This window comes from Nonomuraea sp. CX421 (assembly GCF_059358955.1).
Window position 1 is genome coordinate 205,398 of the sequence record NZ_JCADBK010000010.1, and the last position, 17,094, is coordinate 222,491.

The following is a 17,094-nucleotide window of genomic DNA, read 5'->3' on the forward strand; positions in this document are numbered from 1 at the left end:
GCCCACTTTGACGCATTCGCGATCTGTCAGGTTCCTGACCTTAGTCGTACGAGATCGGTCTTGCCGTTGGGCAACAGCGGCAACCGGGACGTCAGCCGGAGCTCACGGGGCGCGGCGTAGGCCGGCAGGCGGTCGCTGGAGTAGGCGCGGAGCTGGGAGAGCGTGGGCGGGCTCGCGGGATCGGCGGGCACCACGACGGCGACCACGACCTCGCCCCACTCGGGGTGGGGCGAGCCGACCACGGCCACGTCGGCGATCGCGGGATGCTCGCCGAGGACGCCCGCGACCGCCCCGGCCACCACCTTCTCGCCGCCGGTGTTGATGACGTCGTCGGCGCGTCCGAGCACCCGCAGCCGGCCCCCGTGCAGCTCGCCCAGGTCGGAGGTGACGAACCAGCCGCCATCGAGGGGCGCCGGCTCGCCGGACCGGTAGCCCGAGAACAGCACGGGCCCGGCGACCCGGATCAGCCCGTCGTCACCGATTTTGAGATCTACATTGTAAAGGGGCTGGCCGTCGTACACGCAGCCACCACAGGTCTCGCTCATCCCATACGTCGTGACCACCCGGGCACCGAGATCACGGGCCTCGGCCAGCAGGCCGGGACGCGGGGCGGCGCCACCGAGCAGGATCGTGCGGAACACCGACAGGTCGGCGCCCAACTCGACCAGCCGGTGCAACTGCGTGGGCACCAGCGACACATGGTCGGCGCCCGAGTCGAGCACCGCGCGGGGGTCGAAGCGCGGGTGGACGATCGGCTCGGTCTCGCTCAGCAGGGCGCGGACCAGCACCTGCAGCCCGGACACGTGAGACAGCGGCAGGCAGCACAGCCAGCGCTCGCCCTTGGCCGCCTCCAGTCGCCGCAGTGACGCCGCGGCCGAGGCGCGCAGCGCGGTCGCCGAGAGCAGCACGCCCTTGGGGGCGCCGGTGCTGCCGCTGGTGGCGATCACCACGGCCACGTCGGCGGGCACGCCCTCGCCGCCGGCCCGGGGGACGCCGTCGGCGTGGGTGGGGCGCAGCGCGGCGAGCGCCGCCTCGGCGTGGTCGGGGGAGAGGGGCAGGATTGCCGGACCCTCGCCGGACAAAGCATCGCGAATCGCCTCGAACAGCTCGGGACCAGGCGGCTGCACAACAGCACGCAACGGACGATCCGGATGCGACGGCTTGCTCAGCATGCTCGTAAGGTTAGTGGCGACAAGGTCGGACAGAGGCGCTGGGAGGGTCGTGACGCGTTCTCCCGTGGTCTTCCGGATTCCCATGCGGACACGCTTCCGCGGGCAGATCGTCAGGGAAGGACTCCTGCTGCACGGCCCGGCCGGGTGGGGCGAGTTCTCGCCGTTCCCCGAGTACGGTCCGCGCGAGTGCGCGCGCTGGCTGGCGTGCGCCCGCGAGGCCGCCTTCGAGGGCTGGCCGGAGCCGGTGCGCGACAGTGTCCCGGTCAACACGACCGTGCCCGCCGTCGGCCCCGAGCGGGCCTTCGGGATGGTGCGAGACTCGGGCTGCGGCACGGCCAAGGTCAAGGTGGCCGAGCCGGGCCAGAGCTTCGCCGACGACCTGGCCAGGGTGGAGGCGGTGCGTGACGCCCTCGGCCCCTCGGGCGCGCTGCGCGTCGACGCCAACGGCGCGTGGGACGTCGGCCAGGCGGTGCGGCGGCTGAAGGAGCTCGACCGGTTCGGCCTCGAATACGCCGAGCAGCCGTGCGCCACGCTCGACGAGCTGGCCGCGGTGCGGCGGGCCTGCGACGTGCCGGTCGCCGCCGACGAGTCCATCCGGCGGGCCGAGGACCCCCTGCGGGTCAGGGCCGCCGAGGCGGCCGACATCGCGGTGGTCAAGGTGCAGCCGCTCGGCGGGGTGCGTGAGGCGCTGCGCGTGGTCGAGGCGTGCGGGCTGCCCGCCGTGGTGTCGAGCGCCGTGGAGACCTCGGTGGGGCTGGCCGTGGGGCTCGCGCTGGCCGCCGCGTTGCCCGAGCTGCCCTACGCGTGCGGGCTCGGCACGATGTCGCTGCTGTCGGGGGACGTGGTGGCCGACTCGCTGGTGCCGGTGGACGGCCGGCTGGCGGTACGGCGTCCTGACGTAAATTATGAGCATTTGTCGGCATTTGAGATCGAATCTCCCTCGTGGCTTCGCCGGATGCAGGAGGCGTCACTGTGAACCCCGCCACCGCGCTGGCCACCGTTCTGGTCGACGAGCTGGTGCGATGCGGCCTGACCGACGTCGTCCTGGCGCCGGGCTCGCGCTCGGCGCCGCTCGCACTGGCCCTGCACGCCGAGTCGCGGGTCCGGCTGCACGTGCGCGTCGACGAGCGGTCGGCCTCCTACCTGGCGGTCGGACTGGCCCGGCGCTCAGAGCGGCCGGTCGCGCTCATCTGCTCCTCCGGCACGGCCGCCGCCAACTTCCATCCCGCCGTCGTCGAGGCGAGCGAGTCGGGCGTGCCGCTGCTCGTGCTGACCGCCGACCGCCCGCCCGAGCTGCGCGGCACCGGAGCCAACCAGACCATCGACCAGATCAAGATGTACGGCCCAGCCGCCCGCTGGTTCGCCGAGGTCGGCGTGCCCGAGGAGCGCCCCGGGCAGGTGGCCTACTGGCGTTCGCTGGCCTGCCGCGCCTACCAGCGCGCCCAGGGCCCCGCCGGAGCCGGCCCCGTGCACCTCAACCTGGCCTTCCGCGAGCCGTTGATCCCCGACGGCGACACCCGGTGGTGCGAGCCGCTCGACGGCGCCGAGAGCGGCCCCTGGGTGCGCACCCGGGTCGCGCCGCCGCCCGTCGCCCTGCACCTCCCGCCGACCCGGCGCGGCGTGCTCGTGGTCGGCGACGGCGCGGTCAACGTGCGCCGCTACGTCGCCGCGGCCGGAATGGCCGGCTGGCCGGTGCTGTCGGAGCCGAGCGGCGGTGGCCGCTACGGCGACCACGCCATCTCCACCTACCACTACCTGCTGGGCACCCCCGAGTTCGCCGACGCGCATGTGCCCGACGTGGTCGTCACGCTCGGCCGGCCCGGGCTGTCGCGGCCGCTGCTGTCGTGGCTGGGGCAGGCAGGCGAGCACATCGTGGTGGCCGCCGACCTCGACCGCTGGCCCGACCCCACCCGCTCGGCCACCCAGGTGGCGCAGGCGGTCGAGATCCCGGTGGCCTCGGGCGACGACAGCTGGCTGCACTCCTGGCGACAGGCCGACGCCGCCGCCCGTACGGCCGTGGACGAGCTGCTCGACATGTCGGGGACGAGCGAGCCGCGGATCGCCCGGGACCTGGTCGACGCGCTGCCTAACGGCTCTCTGCTGGTCGCCGGCTCCTCGATGCCGATCCGCGACCTCGACCAGGCGATGCGACCGCGTCGCGGGCTGCGGCTGCTGGCCAACCGGGGCGCGTCGGGCATCGACGGCGTGGTCTCCACGGCCATGGGGGCGGCGCTCGCGCACAACGGGCCGTCCTACGCGCTCATCGGCGACCTGTCGTTCCTGCACGACCAGAACGGCCTGATCCTCGGGCCCCGCGAGCCGCGCCCGGACCTGTGCCTGGTGGTGGTCAACAACGACGGCGGCGGGATCTTCTCGCTGCTGCCCCAGGCGGCGGTCCGCGACCCGTTCGAACGGGTCTTCGGCACGCCGCACGGGGTGGACCTCGGCTACGTGGCCGCCTCGACCGGCACCCCGTACACCCTGGTGGAGGAGGTCACGGAGCTGCCCAAGGCGCTGCGGGGCGAGGGGCCGCGGGTGGTGGAGGTCCGCACCGACCGCGAGGCGAACGCCGAGCTGCACGCCCGCCTGCGCGACGCCGCACTGGAGGCGGTCCGCGCGGCGGTGGGCTGACCCCGGCGACCCGGCGACCCGGCGACCCGGCGACCCGGCGGGTGGCGGGCAGGGCGGGATATTCAGGTGCGAGCCGGGCGCCGTCCCGGCCAGACTGGCGGCCATGACCGTCCCCTCGCCCGCCGTCACCGCCGCCGCCTACTCGGGCGGCGGCGACCTGCGGGCCATGCAGGAGCTCAGCAGCCGCATCTGGTCGCCGGCATCGCGGTGGCACGCCGGCGACCTGGCGTGGGGGCGGTTCCAGCACACCGGCCGGGAGCCCGAGTGGCCCACCCGGCTGTGGCGCGCCGGAGGCATGACCGTGGCGTGGGGCTGGATCGAGCTGCCCGGCCATCTCGACCTGGCGGTCGACCCGGCCCGCGCGCACCTGGCGGACGAGGTGCTGGCCTGGTTCGCCGAGACGGCGCCCGGCGTCCGGCGCTCGGTCTCCGTGCTCGACTCCGAGACGCACCTGTGGCCGGCGCTGCGCCGGGCCGGCTACCTGCGCTCCGGCGACGGGCCGTTCTTCGTCCAGCTCACCCGAGACCTCGACGGGTTGCCGGAGCCGGGGCCGCCGCCGGGGTTCCGGCTGCGCCCCGTCGGCGCCGGTGACGTGCCGGGCCGGGTCGCGGCCCATCGCGCGGCCTTCCACCCGTCGCGGGTGACCGTGGAGAGCTATCACGCGGTGCGCGCCGCCTGGCCGTACGACGGCGGGCTGGACTGGATCGCGCAGGCGCCGGACGGCGAGGTGGCCGCCTACTGCCTGGTCTGGCTGGATCCGGCCCGGCGGGTGGCGGAGATCGAGCCGACGGGCACCGTGCCGGCCCACCGGCGGCGGGGGCTGGGCCGGGCGGTGTGCCTGGCGGCCCTGCGCGCGGCCCGGGACGCGGGCGCCACCCGGGCCGTGGTCTGCGCCCGCGGCGACGACGGCCATCCGGTGCCGCGCCGGCTCTACCGGTCCATCGGGTTCGGCGAGGTGACCCGGAGCGCGCTGTGGGTCTCAGCGCTCGATGAGGGTGACTTCAAGGGAGTAGTGGGAGGCCCGGTAGACGTGTGAGCCGTGCTCGACCGCCCGGCCCTGGTCGTCGTAGGTGGTACGGATCATGGTGAGCAGGGGGGCGCCGCGCCGCTCGTCCAGCAGCCGGGCCTCGGCCTGGCTGGCCGCCCGGGCGCCGATGCGCTGGTTGGCGACCCGCATCCGCACGCCGGCGCCGCGCAGCAGCTCGTACAGGCCGCGGCCTTCCAGGTCGGCGGCGGTGAGCTGGGCGAGCCCGAGCGGCAGCCAGTTGCTCAGCAGGGCCAGCGGCTCGCCGGCCGCGAAGCGGAGGCGTTCGAGGTGGAGCACCTCGGTGCCGGGCTCGACGCCGAGGATGGGGGCGATCTCCTCCGCGACGGGGCGCGACTCCAGGGTGAGCACCTGGGTGGCGGGCTCCTGGCCGGCGCGGCGCAGGTCGTCGTAGAGGCTCGTCAGCTCGACCGAGCGCTTCACCTGGCCGTGCACCACCTGGGTGCCGACCCCCCGCTTGCGCACCAGCAGCCCTTTGTCGACGAGGTACTGGATGGCCTGGCGGATCGTCGGCCGTGACAGGCCGAGCTTGTCGGCCAGCAGGATCTCGTTGTCCAGCCGGGAGCCGGGCGCCAGGTCGCCTCGCCGGATCGCCTCGGCGATCTGCTCGGCCACCTGGAAGTAGAGCGGCACGGGGCTGGATCGGTCCAGGTCGATCGCCAGGTTCGCGGTCATGCTGATCAGATTAACCGAGGTCAGAATGTCCTGACAAATATGACCGTCGGTCGTGACTTCCTTGACGGGATGACCGCGGTTGACCAGTGCGGGATCGCCTGCTCAGGCGACGAGCGGGGGCAACTGGATGAGCGAGGTGATCCGGGGGAAGCCGGCCGGTGCCGGATCGACGCCGAGGCGGTCGAGCCAGACCGAGCGCATCCCGGTCACGGCCGGGGCCGTCACGTCCTTGTCCACGTCGTCGCCCACCAGCAGCACCTCGCCGGGCGCGAGGCCGAGGGCCGCGGCCGCTCTCGTGTAGCTGGCGGCCGCCGGTTTGTAGGAGCCGAGCAGTTCGCCGGTCAGCACCGGCCCGACCAGCCCGCCGAGGCCGATCGCCTCGACCTTCGCCTCCTGCATCTCCTGGGTGCCGTTGGTCAGCACCCCCAGCCGGAACCCGCCGAGCGATCGCACCGCCCGCGCCGCGTCGGGGTAGGCGGACCAGCCGCGCCGGTAGTGGTCGGCGAAGGCGGCGAACGCCCTGTCGAGGTCGCCGGGCACGGCGATCGCGAGCTTCAGGCAGAGCGCGTGGATGCGGCGGCGGCGCTGCTCCTCCAAGGAGCACTCGCCGCGCTGCCACGCCCCCAGATGGGGCTCCTCCAGCTCCCTCCACAACCTGGCCGCTTCGGCCAGCCGGGGATGGCCCGGAACACGCCCGGACACCCAGGCGGTGATCGCGCCGTCGGCGGCCGAGCGGTGGTCGAGCAGGGTGCCGTCGAGGTCGAACAGGATGCCTCTGATCACGGTTTCATCCTGCCCGATCGGCGTCTGCAATAGGCTTTCCAGATCGCAAGGGGACATCGTCCATCACAGGTCGATAACTTGCAACATTCCACGTCAAGGCGGAGTTTTCTTTCATTCACCATGGTGGCGCGCGTATGCACACGATCTCGGTGGCGGCCCGGCTCGCGGCCCTGCGACGGGCCCGTGGCCTGTCCATGCAGGCGGCGGCGCGGGCGGCCGGGCTCAACACGTCGACGATCTACCGCATCGAGCACGGCCTCGTCGCGGCGCGCGAGTCGACCGCGCGGGCCCTGCTGGAGTTGTACGGCGTGCGCGAGCGGGCGCAGCAGGCGCACGTGCTGTCCCTGTTGCGGGGCGATCGGGAGCCGGGCTGGTTCGACGCGCCCGAGGTGCCGCTGGCGCTGGCCGGGTTCCTCGAGCAGGAGGACGACGCCGAGGTCATCTACACCTACCGGCCCCGGGGCGTGCCGCCGCTGCTGCAGACCCGTGCCTACGCCGAGGCCGCCGTGCGCGCGTCCCGGCGGCCCCGCGCCACGGCTGAGCAGGTCGCCGGCGGCGCCTGCCTCGTCATGCGCGGGCAGCGGCTGCTCGACCGGGCGGGCGGGCCGCGCCTGTGGGCGGTGCTCGACCGGGAGGCGATCGAGGATCCGCCGCTGCCCCGGCCGCAGGACCGGCTGGAGCAGCTCGACGCGCTCGCCCTGGCCGCCAGACGGCCGAACGTCGCGGTGCAGGTGGCCCGGCCCGTCGCCGAGACCGGCTTCCTCTACCAGGGCCCGCCGTTCACGCTGCTGCGCTTCCCCGAGCGTGACCGGCCCGATCTGCTGGTGCTTCACCTGCAACGGGAGCCGGTGCTGGTCGACGACCCGCGTCTGGCCGAGGAGCACCATCAGGTGTTCGCGCGGCTGGCGCTGGCGTCCTTCCGGATCGACTTCACCCCTGACGTCCTGAGGGACGTCCGGGCGCGCCTGAGCGGATCGACCTCCGTGGTGGGCGCGGAGGCGGCGGCCGGCGCGTCCGGGGACGGTCAGTGGGTCCTGCGGTGATCTCCGGCCCGGCGGACGTGCTCGATCATGAGGCGTTCGGCGGCGGGGCCGTCGGAGTCCGCCAGGGCGGCGAGGATGCGCTCGTGGGCCTCCAGTTGCAGCCGGGCCTGCTCGCCGTCGAGCCAGAGTGAGGCCGTGGCGGGCACCGGGACGCTGTTGCGCACCGCCCGGGCGTGCTGGCCGAGGAAGGCGGGGCCGCCGATGTCGGCGATGCGCAGGTGGAAGTGCCTGCTCTGCTCGGCGAGCCGGTCGTACCTGCCCTGCCGGACGTCCTCGGCCATCGAGGCGTGCAGCTCGCGCAGCCAGTCGAGGTCGGCGGCGGTGACGCGGCCGGCGGCCAGCCGGGCGGCCAGGCCCTCCACCACGGCGCGCAGGCCGTAGAACTCCTCCAGCGCGTCGTCGCCGAGATCGATCACGGTCGCGCCGTGGTGGGCCTCGTAGCTGATCAGGCGGTCCTTCTCCAGCCGGCGCAGCGCCTCGCGGACCGGCGTCACCGAGACCCCGAGCCGGCGGGCGACCGCGCCGGCCCGCAGCGCCGTGCCGCCGGGGATCCGGGCGGTGCGGATCTCGTCGAGCAGCACGGTGTAGACGTAGTCGGCCTTGCTCATCGGCGGCCGGGGGTCGTTGGTCGGCATGTCGTCCAATGTTCCGTATGTCCGGGATTGACCTATGACATATTTCTTATAAGTTACATACTCATGATGAGTCTCGCCGGCCTTCGCGTCATCGACGCCGCGACGCTGTTCGCCGGTCCCTCCGCCGCGATGATGCTCGGCGACTTCGGCGCCGACGTGGTCAAGATCGAGCATCCCAGGCGCGGCGACCCCTCACGCGGCCACGGCGCCGCCGTCGACGGGGTGGGCCTGTGGTGGAAGACGCTGGGCCGCAACAAGCGCGCCGCCGCGGTCGACCTGTCACGCGCAGAGGGGCAGGACGTCCTGCGCCGCCTGACCGGGCGCGCCGACGTGCTGATCGAGAACTTCCGCCCCGGCACCTTGGAACGGTGGGATCTGGCGCCCGAGGACCTGCTGGAGCTCAACCCCCGGCTGATCGTGGCGCGGATGACAGGGTTCGGGCAGTTCGGCCCGATGGCCGGCCAGCCGGGGTTCGGCACGCTGGCCGAGGCCATGAGCGGGTTCGCGGCCATGACCGGTCAGCCCGACGGGCCGCCCACGCTGCCGCCGCTCGCCCTGGCCGACGGCATCGCCGGACTGGCGATGTCGTACGCGATCATGGTGGCGCTGCGGGCCCGTGAGGCGACCGGCCGCGGCCAGATCATCGACATGGCGATCATCGAGCCCATCCTCGGCCTGCTCGGCCCGCAGATGACCGCCTACCGGGCACTCGGCGTGGTGCCCGAGCGCACCGGCAACCGGTCGAGCAGCAACGCACCCCGCAACACCTATCGCACCCGCGACGGCCGCTGGCTGGCCATCTCCACCAGCGCCCAGCCCATCGCCGAGCGGGTCGTCACCCTCGTCGGCCGCCCCGACCTGGTCGAGCAGCCCTGGTTCGGCACCGGCGCCGGCCGCGTGCGGCACGTCGACGAGCTCGACGAGGCGGTCGCCACCTGGATCGCCGAACGCGACGCCGCGGAGGTCATCGCCCGCTTCGAGGAGGCCCAGGCCGCGGTCGCCCCCATCTACGACGTGACCAACATCGCCCAGGACCCGCAGTACGCCGCCCTGGGCACCTTCGTCGAGGTGCCCGACGAGGAACTCGGTGAGGTCACCATGCAGAACGTGCTGTTTCGCCTCTCGGACACGCCCGGCGAGGTGCGCTGGCCCGGCCGCGCCCTCGGCCGCGACACCGACGAGGTGCTCGCCGAGCTGTCCTACGGCCCGGCGGAGATCGCCGAGTTGCGCGAGAAGGGAGTCGTGGCATGACCGCGACCGCCGCCCGGGTGCCCGTCACCTGGCTCTACGTTCCCGGCGACCGGCCCGAGCGGTTCGCCAAGGCCGTCGGCTCCGGCGCGGACGTGGTGATCATCGACCTGGAGGACGCCGTGGTGCCCGCCCGCAAGGACGAGGCCCGGGCCAACGCGGCGGCCTTCCTGCGCGAGCGTACGGACCGGGAGGGGGTGGCGGTGCACGTGCGGGTCAACGACCTGGCCACGCCGCGGGGCCTGGCGGACGTGGCCGAGCTCGGCGCGCTGCCGGGCCTCGACGCGGTCCGGCTGCCGAAGGTCGAGTCGGCCGCGGGCCTCGGCGCGCTGGAGGGGCTGGGGGTACCCGCGCACGCGTTGCTGGAGTCGGCCGCGGGCGTCGTCGCCGTGGCCGAGATCGCCGCGCATCCGAGCGTCGGCGGCGTAGCGCTGGGCGAGCAGGACCTGGCGGCCGAGCTGTCGATCAGCGCCGAGTCGGCGATGAACCAGATCAGGCTGGCCGTCGTGCTCGCCGCGGCCGCCGCGGGCCTGCCGCCGGTGCCCATGTCCGTCTACCCGGACCTGCGGGACGAGGAGGGGCTGGTCGCCTCGTGCCTGGCGGGCCGGGGCCTCGGCATGTTCGGCCGGACCGCGATCCACCCCCGCCAGCTTCCGGCGATCAAAAGGGCGTTCACCCCCACGGCCGAGGAGGCGGCCCGGGCCGCCGAGATCGTCGAGGCCGCCGAAGAGGCCGAGAAGGCCGGCAGGGGAGTCGTCGCCCTGCCCGACGGGCGCTTCGTGGACGCGCCGATCGTCGCCAGGGCCCGGCGCACCGTGGCCCTGGCCGAGCAGCTCGGCGCCGGATAGCCGGGTCACGCCGAGCAACTCGGCGCCGGAGAACCGGGTCACGGGACCCAGTGGCCCCGCGGCTCCTCGGCCCTGCCGGAGTGCTGTGACGTGACATCCGGACGTCGCCGGGTCTTGGCGCGCAACCTGATCGAGATCTCTGGCGTTGGTCCGTATGTCTATACAAATGACACTTGATTGGGGTAAACCTGGGGCGAGCCCGTCGGCCTTGGAGGTATTCCGATGAGACGAACCCCGATCGTGCTGGCCCTGCTGGGCGCCCTGACCCTGGGCGGCTGCTCCTCCTCGGGAGAGCCCGGCGCCGAGACGGCCCCGGCCGCCGGCCCGGCCTCGGCGGATGCGGCCACTTTCGCCGTCATCACCCACGGCGCGCCCGGCGACGCCTTCTGGGACGTGGTCAAGAACGGCGCGGAGGCCGCGGGCAAGCAGTACGGCGCCACGGTCACCTACCAGGGCGACGGCGACCCGGGCAAGCAGTCGCAGCTCATCGACCAGGCCGTGTCGGAGAAGGTGGGCGGCATCGTGGTCTCCCTGGCCAACCCCGACGCCCTGAAGGAGGCCATCGGCAAGGCCGTCGCCGCGAAGATCCCGGTGGTGACGATCAACTCCGGCGCCGACTCCTCCAAGGAGCTCGGCGCGATCACCCACGTGGGCCAGTCCGAGGACGTGGCCGGGCGGGGCGCGGGCGAGCAGCTCAAGGCCGGAGGCGTCACCAAGCTGCTGTGCGTGATCCACGAGGCCGGCAACATCGGCCTCGACCAGCGGTGCAAGGGCGCCGAGGAGGGCCTCGGCGGCACGGTCGAGCGGCTCCAGGTCGACGTCAGCAACCTGGCGGACGTGACCTCCAAGGTCACCGCCAAACTGCAGTCGGACAAGCAGGTCAACGGCGTGCTCGCGCTCAACCCGGCGATCGCGGTGGCGGCCAGGGACGCCATCAAGGACTCCGGGTCGCAGGCCAAGCTCGCCACCTTCGACCTGTCGGCCGACGTGGTGACCGCGATCAAGGACGGCGACATCCTGTTCGCCGTGGACCAGCAGCAGTACCTGCAGGGCTGGCTGCCCATCACGTTCCTGAACCTGTACAGGACCAACCTCAACACCGTCGGCGGCGGCCTGCCGGTCAACACCGGACCCGGCTTCGTCACCAAGGAGACCGCCGACCAGGTGGCCAAGCTGGCCGAGGCGGGCACCCGATGAGCGGCGCCGGAGAGGCGGCGTGACCGGCGTCGCCGAGCGGGCCGACGAACGGGTCGCCGGGGTCGGCCTGCTGCGCCGCCTGCTCATCCGCCCCGAACTGGGCGCGGTCGTCGGGATGGTCGTGGTCTTCGCGTTCTTCGCGAGCCAGTCACCGGTCTTCCGCTCGCTCGACGGCGTCGCCAACTGGCTCGACCCGGCCGCCACGCTGGGCATCATGGCGGTCGCCATCGCGCTGCTGATGATCGGCGGAGAGTTCGACCTGTCGGCCGGCGTGCTCACCGGCACCACCGGGCTCATCCTGGTCACCCTGGCCACCCGCTACGGCTTCGACGTGTGGACCGCGATGCTCGTCGGGCTCGTCGTGGCGCTGGGCATCGGGTTCCTCAACGGCCTGATCGTGACCAGGACCAGGCTGCCCAGCTTCATCGTCACGCTCGGCACGTTCCTCATGCTGCAGGGGCTCAACCTCGGCGTCACCAAGGCGCTGACCGGCACCGTCCAGGTCAGCGGCCTGCGCCGGGCCGCGGGCTACGAGGAGGCCCGCACGATCTTCGCGGGCAGCGTGCAGCTCGGCGGCACCTCGTTCCGGGTGGCGATCCTGTGGTGGCTGCTGGTCACCGCCGTGGCCACCTGGGTGCTGATGCGCTCGCGGGCCGGCAACTGGATCTTCGCCGTCGGCGGCAACGAGCAGGCGGCCCGCGCGGTCGGCGTGCCCGCCGCCCGCACGAAGATCGCGCTGTTCATGACGACCGCGTTCGCGGCCTGGCTGGTCGGCTCGATCCTGGCGCTGCGCTACACGTCCGTGCAGGCCAACATCGGCATCGGGCAGGAGTTCATCTACATCATCGCCGCCGTCATCGGCGGCTGCCTGCTCACCGGCGGGTACGGCTCCGCCATCGGGGCCGCGATCGGCGCGGTCATCTTCGGCATGGCCGACAAGGGCATCGTGTTCCTCGGCTGGGACGCCGACTGGTTCAAGTTCTTCCTGGGCGCCATGCTGCTGCTGGCCACGCTCGCCAACCGGCTGGTGCGGCGCTACGCGGAGGAGGTGAAGCATTGATCATCGAGACGCGGGGCATCGGCAAGACGTTCGGCTCGGTGCTGGCGCTGCGCGAGGTGTCGATGGGCGTCGAGGAGGGCCGGGTCACCTGCGTGCTCGGTGACAACGGCGCGGGCAAGTCGACCCTCATCAAGATCCTGTCCGGGGTGCACCAGCACGACGCGGGCACGTTCCTGGTCGACGGCGCCGAGGTGCGGTTCGCCAGCCCCCGCGAGGCGCTGGACCGCGGGATCGCCACGGTCTACCAGGACCTGGCGATGATCCCGCTGATGTCGGTGTGGCGTAACTTCTTCCTCGGTTCCGAGCCGCGCAAGGGTCTGTCCTTCGACGTGGCCAAGGCCAAGAAGGTGGCCCGCGAGGAGCTGCGGGCGATGGGCATCGACATCCGCGACGTCGACCAGCCGGTCGGCACGCTGTCGGGCGGCGAACGGCAGTCGGTGGCCATCGCGCGGGCCGTCCATTTCGGCGCCCGGGTGCTGATCCTCGACGAGCCCACCTCGGCGCTGGGGGTCAAGCAGGCGGGCGTGGTGCTGCGTTACATCGCCAGGGCCCGCGACCGTGGCCTCGGGGTCGTGTTCATCACCCACAACCCGCATCACGCCTACCCGGTGGGAGACCGGTTCCTGCTGCTCAACCGGGGGACGAGCCTCGGCGAGTACGGCAAGGCCGACATCACCAGGGAGGAGCTCACCACGCTGATGGCCGGCGGCGCGGAGCTGGACGAGCTCGCGCACGAGCTGGGGCGCGAGCTCTAACCCGGTTGCCGGCCGGCGGTGGCGAGCGGCAGCACGATGTGGTCGACGATCCGGCGGGTCAGCTCGGAGTCGACGGTCTCGCCGCTGGCCACCGCCCGGAAGAACAGCGTGGCCGGTCCCACCTCCCAGAGCAGGTCGGTGTCGGCGCTGCCGGACAGCTCACCCCGCTCCCACGCCCGCTCGAAGACGGCCAGGACGGCGCGGCGGCGGGTCGCGACGTAGTGCTGCTCCATCGCGACCGCCAGCTCGGGGTTGTGCCGCGTCTCGCCGACCAGGCCGGCGAAGACGTCGCCGAGGCGTATGACCTCGTCGAGCAGCGACTCCATCAGGGCGAGCAGGTCACCGCGCAGCTCCCCGGTGTCAGGTATGCCCGGCGGTGCCGACACGGCGTTGACGAACGCGGCCACCACCAGGTCGGCCTTGGTCGGCCAGCGGCGATAGACGGTCTGGCGGCCGGCTCTGGCGCGCGCCGCGACGGCGTCGACGGTCAGCCGGTCGTAGCCGCTTTCGCGCAGCACCTCGAGCACCGCGCTGAGCAACTCCGCCTCACGCGCGGCCCCTCCTCGCAGGGGCGTCACCGACATGACTTCCAGAGTAAGCCTCAGAGCGGTTCTTCTGTGAAGGTATGCCGTGAATCTACGCGGTAAGGGCCGGCCGAAATGCGGGGTGAGGTCAACGGGGCGACCTCAGCGCGCTGACTTCAGGGACGTGACTTCAGGGACGTGACTTCAGGGACGTGACTTCAGGGACGTGACTTCAGGGACGTGACTTCAGGGACGTGAAGAACGCGCGGACGTCGGTGACGAAGGCGGCGGGCTGTTCCAGGGCGGCGAACGTGCCGCCGTGCTCGTGCTCCACCCAGCCGACGATGTTGTTGTCGCGCTCGGCGAAGCGGCGGATCGGCCGCAGGATGTCCTTGGGGAACACCGAGATGGACGTGGGCACGGTGGCCGGTTTGAGCTCCCACTCGACGCTGGTGTCCTGGTCGGTGTCGGGGGTCTCGACGAAGGAGCGGGCGGCCGAGCCGGCGGTGTTGGTGAGCCAGTAGAGCATGACGGTGGTGAGCAGCCGGTCGGTGTCCACGGCGTCGTCGCTCCACTCGTGGAAGACTCCGGCGAACCAGGCGAGCAGCGCGACGGGGGAGTCGGCCATCCCGTAGGCGAAGGTCTGCGGCCGGGCCGACTGGATGAGCTTGTAGCCGTACTGCTCGGTGAGGTAGCGCTCGCGGAAGGCCATCCGGTCCTGTTCGACCTCGGAGAGGTCGTCGAGCTCGCCGGGGGCGCCGATGGGGAAGCAGATGATGCCGTTGCCGTGCATGCCGACGACGCGTTCGGGGGCGAGCACGCCGACCTCGCGGGAGATCCAGGTGCCCCAGTCGCCGCCCTGGGTGCCGAAGCGGTCGTAGCCGAGCCTGGTCATCAGCTCCAGCCAGGCTCTGGCGACGCGGGTCGAGCCCCAGCCGAACTCGCGGGTGGGGCCGGACAGGCCGTAGCCGGGCAGCGACGGGATGACCAGATGGAAGTCCTCGCTGAGCGGGCCGATCACGTCGAGGTACTCGACGGGGGAGCTGGGCCAGCCGTGCGTGATGAGCAGTGGCAGCGCGTCCCGGCGAGCGGAGCGGACGTGCAGGAAGTGGATGCTCTGGCCGTCGATCTCGGTGACGAACTGGTCGTACCGGTCGAGCTCGGCGTAAGCGCGGTGCCAGTCGTAGCCGGTGCGCCAGTGGTGGACCAGCTCCTTGAGATGGGCGAGCGGGACGCCGTGGCGCCAGCCGAGGCCGGGCACCTCGTCCGGCCAGCGCACCCGGTCGAGCCGGTCCCGCAGGTCGTCGAGCTCGCTCGGGGAGGCTTCGAAGCGGAAGGGCCGGATGTCGTTCGCAGTCAAGGGGGTATTCCTCCAGCTCGGTTCGGTACGCTGTACCGTACAGCATACGTTTCGTACGGACAAACCGGTTCCGAGAACCGGAGCCTGAGGCTCGGTGCGGCGCGGGCGATCACATAGCCCCCACTGTTGATCTACGCTGTAAAGGCGGTAGCTTGTGGGGCATGGCCGCCCCGTTCCTCACCCTCACCACCAGCGTCGAGCACGAGACGGAGGCGCGGCGGTCACGTTTCATCTGCGCGGTGGCGCCCGCCCGGACCGTCGAGGAGGCGGCGGCGTTCATCGCCGAGCGCCGCCGCCTGCACCCGGGCGCCACCCACAACTGCACGGCCTACCTGATCGGGCAGCGCCTGCGGAAGGGCGACGACGACGGCGAGCCGGGCGGCACCGCCGGCACGCCGATGGTCCAGGCCCTGCTGGGCAGGGGGTACGACGACGTGGTGGCGGTGGTCACCCGCTACTTCGGCGGCACCCTGCTCGGAGCGGGCGGCCTGGTGCGGGCCTACGGCTCGGCGGTGACCGAGACCCTGGACCGGGCCGACCCGGTGCGGATGGTCCCGGCCAAGCTGGTGCGCGTCTCGGTGGCCCACGACCAGGCCGGCCGGGTGGAGAACGACCTGCGCGCCTCCCGTCACCCCGTCCACGACGTCGGCTACGGCCAGGCCGTGGACTTCTCGGTCGCGGTCGCCGACGCCGAGCTCGGCGCCTTCGCGGACTGGGTGGCGACCCTGACCTCAGGCCGGGCCACGGTCGTGGTCGCCGCCGACATCCATGTGCCCGAGCCCGTGTGACCGGCGGGGCCAGCCTCCGCGGGATCAGCCTCCGCGGGATCAGCCTTCGCGGGATCAGCCTTCGCGGGATCAGCCTTCGAGCGCGTACTGCATGACCCGGAACTTCGCCTGGGCCTCGGCCAGCTCGGACGCCGGGTCGGAGTTGCCCATGATGCCGCCGCCGGCGAAAAGCCGGGCGCGTCTGCCGCTGATGAGGCCGGAACGCAGCGCGATGCCCCACTCGCCGTCGCCGTGGGCGTCGATCCAGCCGACGGGCCCGGCGTAGCCGGCGCGGTCCATGCCCTCGAGCTCGCGGATGACGTCGATGGCGGTGGAGGTGGGGGTGCCGCCGACGGCGGCCGTGGGATGCATGGCGGCGACGACGTCGAGGACGGAGGCCCCGTCGGCCAGGCGGCCGACGACGTGGCTGGCCAGGTGCTGGACGTTGGGCAGGACCAGCAGCTCGGGCTCGTCGGGGGTGTGCAGGGAGGCGCAGAGCGGCGCCAGGGTCTGGCGCACGGAGGCGATGGCGCACTCGTGCTCGTGGCGGTCCTTCTCGGAGGCGAACAGGGCCGCGCCCCGGGCGAGGTCGTCGGCGGCGCTGCTGCCGCGCGGGGTGGTGCCGGCCAGGACGAGCGACTCGATCTCCTGGCCGGTGCGGCGGATGAGCAGCTCGGGGGTGGCGCCGACGAGACCGGCGACGGAGAACGTGTAGCAGTCGGGGTAGCGGTGCGCCAGCCGGGTGAGGAGCAGGCGGATGTCGATGGGGTGCTCGGCCGTGGCGAGCAGGTCGCGGGCGAGGACGACCTTCTCCAGCTCGCCGCCGCGGATGCGCGCGGCGGCGCGGGCCACCACGTGCTCCCACTCGGGAGCGGTCAGGCTGCCGTCGCCGTAGCGGATGTGGCCGGGATCGCGGATCGGGGTGAAGGTCTCCAGGGGCGTGTCACCGATGGTGGTGAGCCAGGCGCGGCCGCCGCGGCGGGCGAGGATCGCCTGCGGGACGGTGAGCACGGAGCCGGGAGAACTCTCGTCGAAGGTGAAACTGCCGAAGGCGACGGGACCGGAGCCGGGAGTGTTGACGGCGTCGTCGACGTGGGCCTCGCCGAGGATGTCCGCGAGCCACTCGCGGGCCCAGGCGAACCGGTGGGGGCCGGGAGGCACCGCGACACGGGCGGCCTCTCCCCAGCCCACGAGCCCCTCGCCGTGCCTGATCCACGCGTAGGGCGCGGACCTCGGCAGGGACGCCAGCAGGTCACCCGGGTCACCTACGGGGGTGGTGCGAACCGGTAGTGGGCGGGTGGTTCCGAGCGCGACACTCACCCGAGACACTCTATGCGTGAACTGAACACGT

17 protein-coding genes are annotated in these 17,094 nt (G+C 72.8%); 10 read left to right on the top strand and 7 right to left on the bottom strand.

The window, feature by feature from the left end; all coding sequences use genetic code 11:
• Positions 1 to 26 precede the first annotated feature (26 nt).
• A complete protein-coding gene (locus tag AC5L3X_RS20365) occupies positions 27 to 1,172 on the bottom strand; it encodes an AMP-binding protein (protein WP_494858787.1) in 1,146 nt (381 codons plus the stop codon).
• A gap of 82 nt (positions 1,173 to 1,254) precedes the next feature.
• On the opposite strand from AC5L3X_RS20365, the gene AC5L3X_RS20370 reads away from it, so the two are divergent.
• From AC5L3X_RS20370 to AC5L3X_RS20380, 3 genes are all read left to right on the top strand, one after another.
• Positions 1,255 to 2,148, top strand: a complete 894-nt coding sequence (locus AC5L3X_RS20370; protein WP_494858858.1) for an o-succinylbenzoate synthase — start codon at positions 1,255 to 1,257, stop codon at positions 2,146 to 2,148.
• On the top strand, positions 2,145 to 3,803 hold the full coding sequence (gene menD / locus AC5L3X_RS20375; protein ID WP_494858789.1) for a 2-succinyl-5-enolpyruvyl-6-hydroxy-3-cyclohexene-1-carboxylic-acid synthase: 1,659 nt from the start codon (positions 2,145 to 2,147) through the stop codon (positions 3,801 to 3,803). The genes AC5L3X_RS20370 and menD overlap by 4 nt, the downstream gene beginning before the upstream one ends.
• Positions 3,804 to 3,906: 103 nt before the next feature.
• Entirely contained in the window at positions 3,907 to 4,839 is a 933-nt protein-coding gene (locus AC5L3X_RS20380) for a GNAT family N-acetyltransferase (protein ID WP_494858790.1), read from the top strand.
• Here the strand turns inward: AC5L3X_RS20380 and AC5L3X_RS20385 are convergent.
• Positions 4,783 to 5,523 (bottom strand): GntR family transcriptional regulator, encoded by a 741-nt coding sequence (locus AC5L3X_RS20385; protein WP_189122857.1) that lies wholly within the window; start codon positions 5,521 to 5,523, stop codon positions 4,783 to 4,785. The two genes, AC5L3X_RS20380 and AC5L3X_RS20385, sit on opposite strands and share 57 nt — an antisense overlap.
• A 102-nt stretch (positions 5,524 to 5,625) precedes the next feature.
• Positions 5,626 to 6,306, bottom strand: a complete 681-nt coding sequence (locus tag AC5L3X_RS20390) for an HAD family hydrolase (RefSeq protein WP_494858792.1) — start codon at positions 6,304 to 6,306, stop codon at positions 5,626 to 5,628.
• A 134-nt stretch (positions 6,307 to 6,440) separates the two neighbouring features.
• On the opposite strand from AC5L3X_RS20390, the gene AC5L3X_RS20395 reads away from it, so the two are divergent.
• Positions 6,441 to 7,349, top strand: a complete 909-nt coding sequence (locus AC5L3X_RS20395) for a Scr1 family TA system antitoxin-like transcriptional regulator (protein WP_494858794.1) — start codon at positions 6,441 to 6,443, stop codon at positions 7,347 to 7,349.
• Here AC5L3X_RS20395 and AC5L3X_RS20400 read toward each other — a convergent pair.
• Positions 7,331 to 7,984 (bottom strand): GntR family transcriptional regulator, encoded by a 654-nt coding sequence (locus tag AC5L3X_RS20400; RefSeq protein WP_494858796.1) that lies wholly within the window; start codon positions 7,982 to 7,984, stop codon positions 7,331 to 7,333. The genes AC5L3X_RS20395 and AC5L3X_RS20400 overlap by 19 nt on opposite strands.
• A gap of 63 nt (positions 7,985 to 8,047) precedes the next feature.
• Between AC5L3X_RS20400 and AC5L3X_RS20405 the strand changes: the two genes are divergently transcribed.
• From AC5L3X_RS20405 to AC5L3X_RS20425, 5 genes are all read left to right on the top strand, one after another.
• Positions 8,048 to 9,235 carry a CaiB/BaiF CoA transferase family protein gene (locus AC5L3X_RS20405; protein ID WP_494858798.1) on the top strand — a complete coding sequence of 396 codons (1,188 nt, stop codon included), beginning with the start codon at positions 8,048 to 8,050 and terminating at the stop codon, positions 9,233 to 9,235.
• Complete coding sequence (locus tag AC5L3X_RS20410; protein WP_494858800.1) at positions 9,232 to 10,080, top strand: HpcH/HpaI aldolase/citrate lyase family protein; 849 nt, start codon at positions 9,232 to 9,234, stop codon at positions 10,078 to 10,080. Before AC5L3X_RS20405 ends, AC5L3X_RS20410 begins: the two co-directional genes overlap by 4 nt.
• Positions 10,081 to 10,302: 222 nt before the next feature.
• A complete protein-coding gene (locus tag AC5L3X_RS20415) occupies positions 10,303 to 11,277 on the top strand; it encodes a sugar ABC transporter substrate-binding protein (RefSeq protein WP_494858801.1) in 975 nt (324 codons plus the stop codon).
• A 19-nt stretch (positions 11,278 to 11,296) separates the two neighbouring features.
• Positions 11,297 to 12,337 carry an ABC transporter permease gene (locus tag AC5L3X_RS20420; RefSeq protein WP_494858803.1) on the top strand — a complete coding sequence of 347 codons (1,041 nt, stop codon included), beginning with the start codon at positions 11,297 to 11,299 and terminating at the stop codon, positions 12,335 to 12,337.
• The gene (locus AC5L3X_RS20425; RefSeq protein ID WP_494858805.1) at positions 12,334 to 13,092 is read left to right on the top strand and encodes an ATP-binding cassette domain-containing protein; all 759 of its coding nucleotides are present in this window, start codon (positions 12,334 to 12,336) and stop codon (positions 13,090 to 13,092) included. Before AC5L3X_RS20420 ends, AC5L3X_RS20425 begins: the two co-directional genes overlap by 4 nt.
• Here the strand turns inward: AC5L3X_RS20425 and AC5L3X_RS20430 are convergent.
• Together AC5L3X_RS20430 and AC5L3X_RS20435 are read right to left on the bottom strand one after the other, a co-directional pair.
• A complete protein-coding gene (locus tag AC5L3X_RS20430; protein WP_189122849.1) occupies positions 13,089 to 13,676 on the bottom strand; it encodes a TetR-like C-terminal domain-containing protein in 588 nt (195 codons plus the stop codon). The genes AC5L3X_RS20425 and AC5L3X_RS20430 overlap by 4 nt on opposite strands.
• A 172-nt stretch (positions 13,677 to 13,848) precedes the next feature.
• Positions 13,849 to 14,976: an epoxide hydrolase family protein gene (locus tag AC5L3X_RS20435; protein ID WP_494858807.1), complete on the bottom strand. Its 1,128-nt coding sequence runs from the start codon at positions 14,974 to 14,976 to the stop codon at positions 13,849 to 13,851.
• 161 nt (positions 14,977 to 15,137) lie between these two features.
• On the opposite strand from AC5L3X_RS20435, the gene AC5L3X_RS20440 reads away from it, so the two are divergent.
• Entirely contained in the window at positions 15,138 to 15,764 is a 627-nt protein-coding gene (locus AC5L3X_RS20440) for an IMPACT family protein (protein ID WP_189122847.1), read from the top strand.
• 69 nt (positions 15,765 to 15,833) lie between these two features.
• Here AC5L3X_RS20440 and AC5L3X_RS20445 read toward each other — a convergent pair whose 3' ends face one another.
• Entirely contained in the window at positions 15,834 to 17,063 is a 1,230-nt protein-coding gene (locus AC5L3X_RS20445) for an isochorismate synthase (protein ID WP_494858810.1), read from the bottom strand.
• Between the last annotated feature and the right edge of the window lie 31 nt (positions 17,064 to 17,094).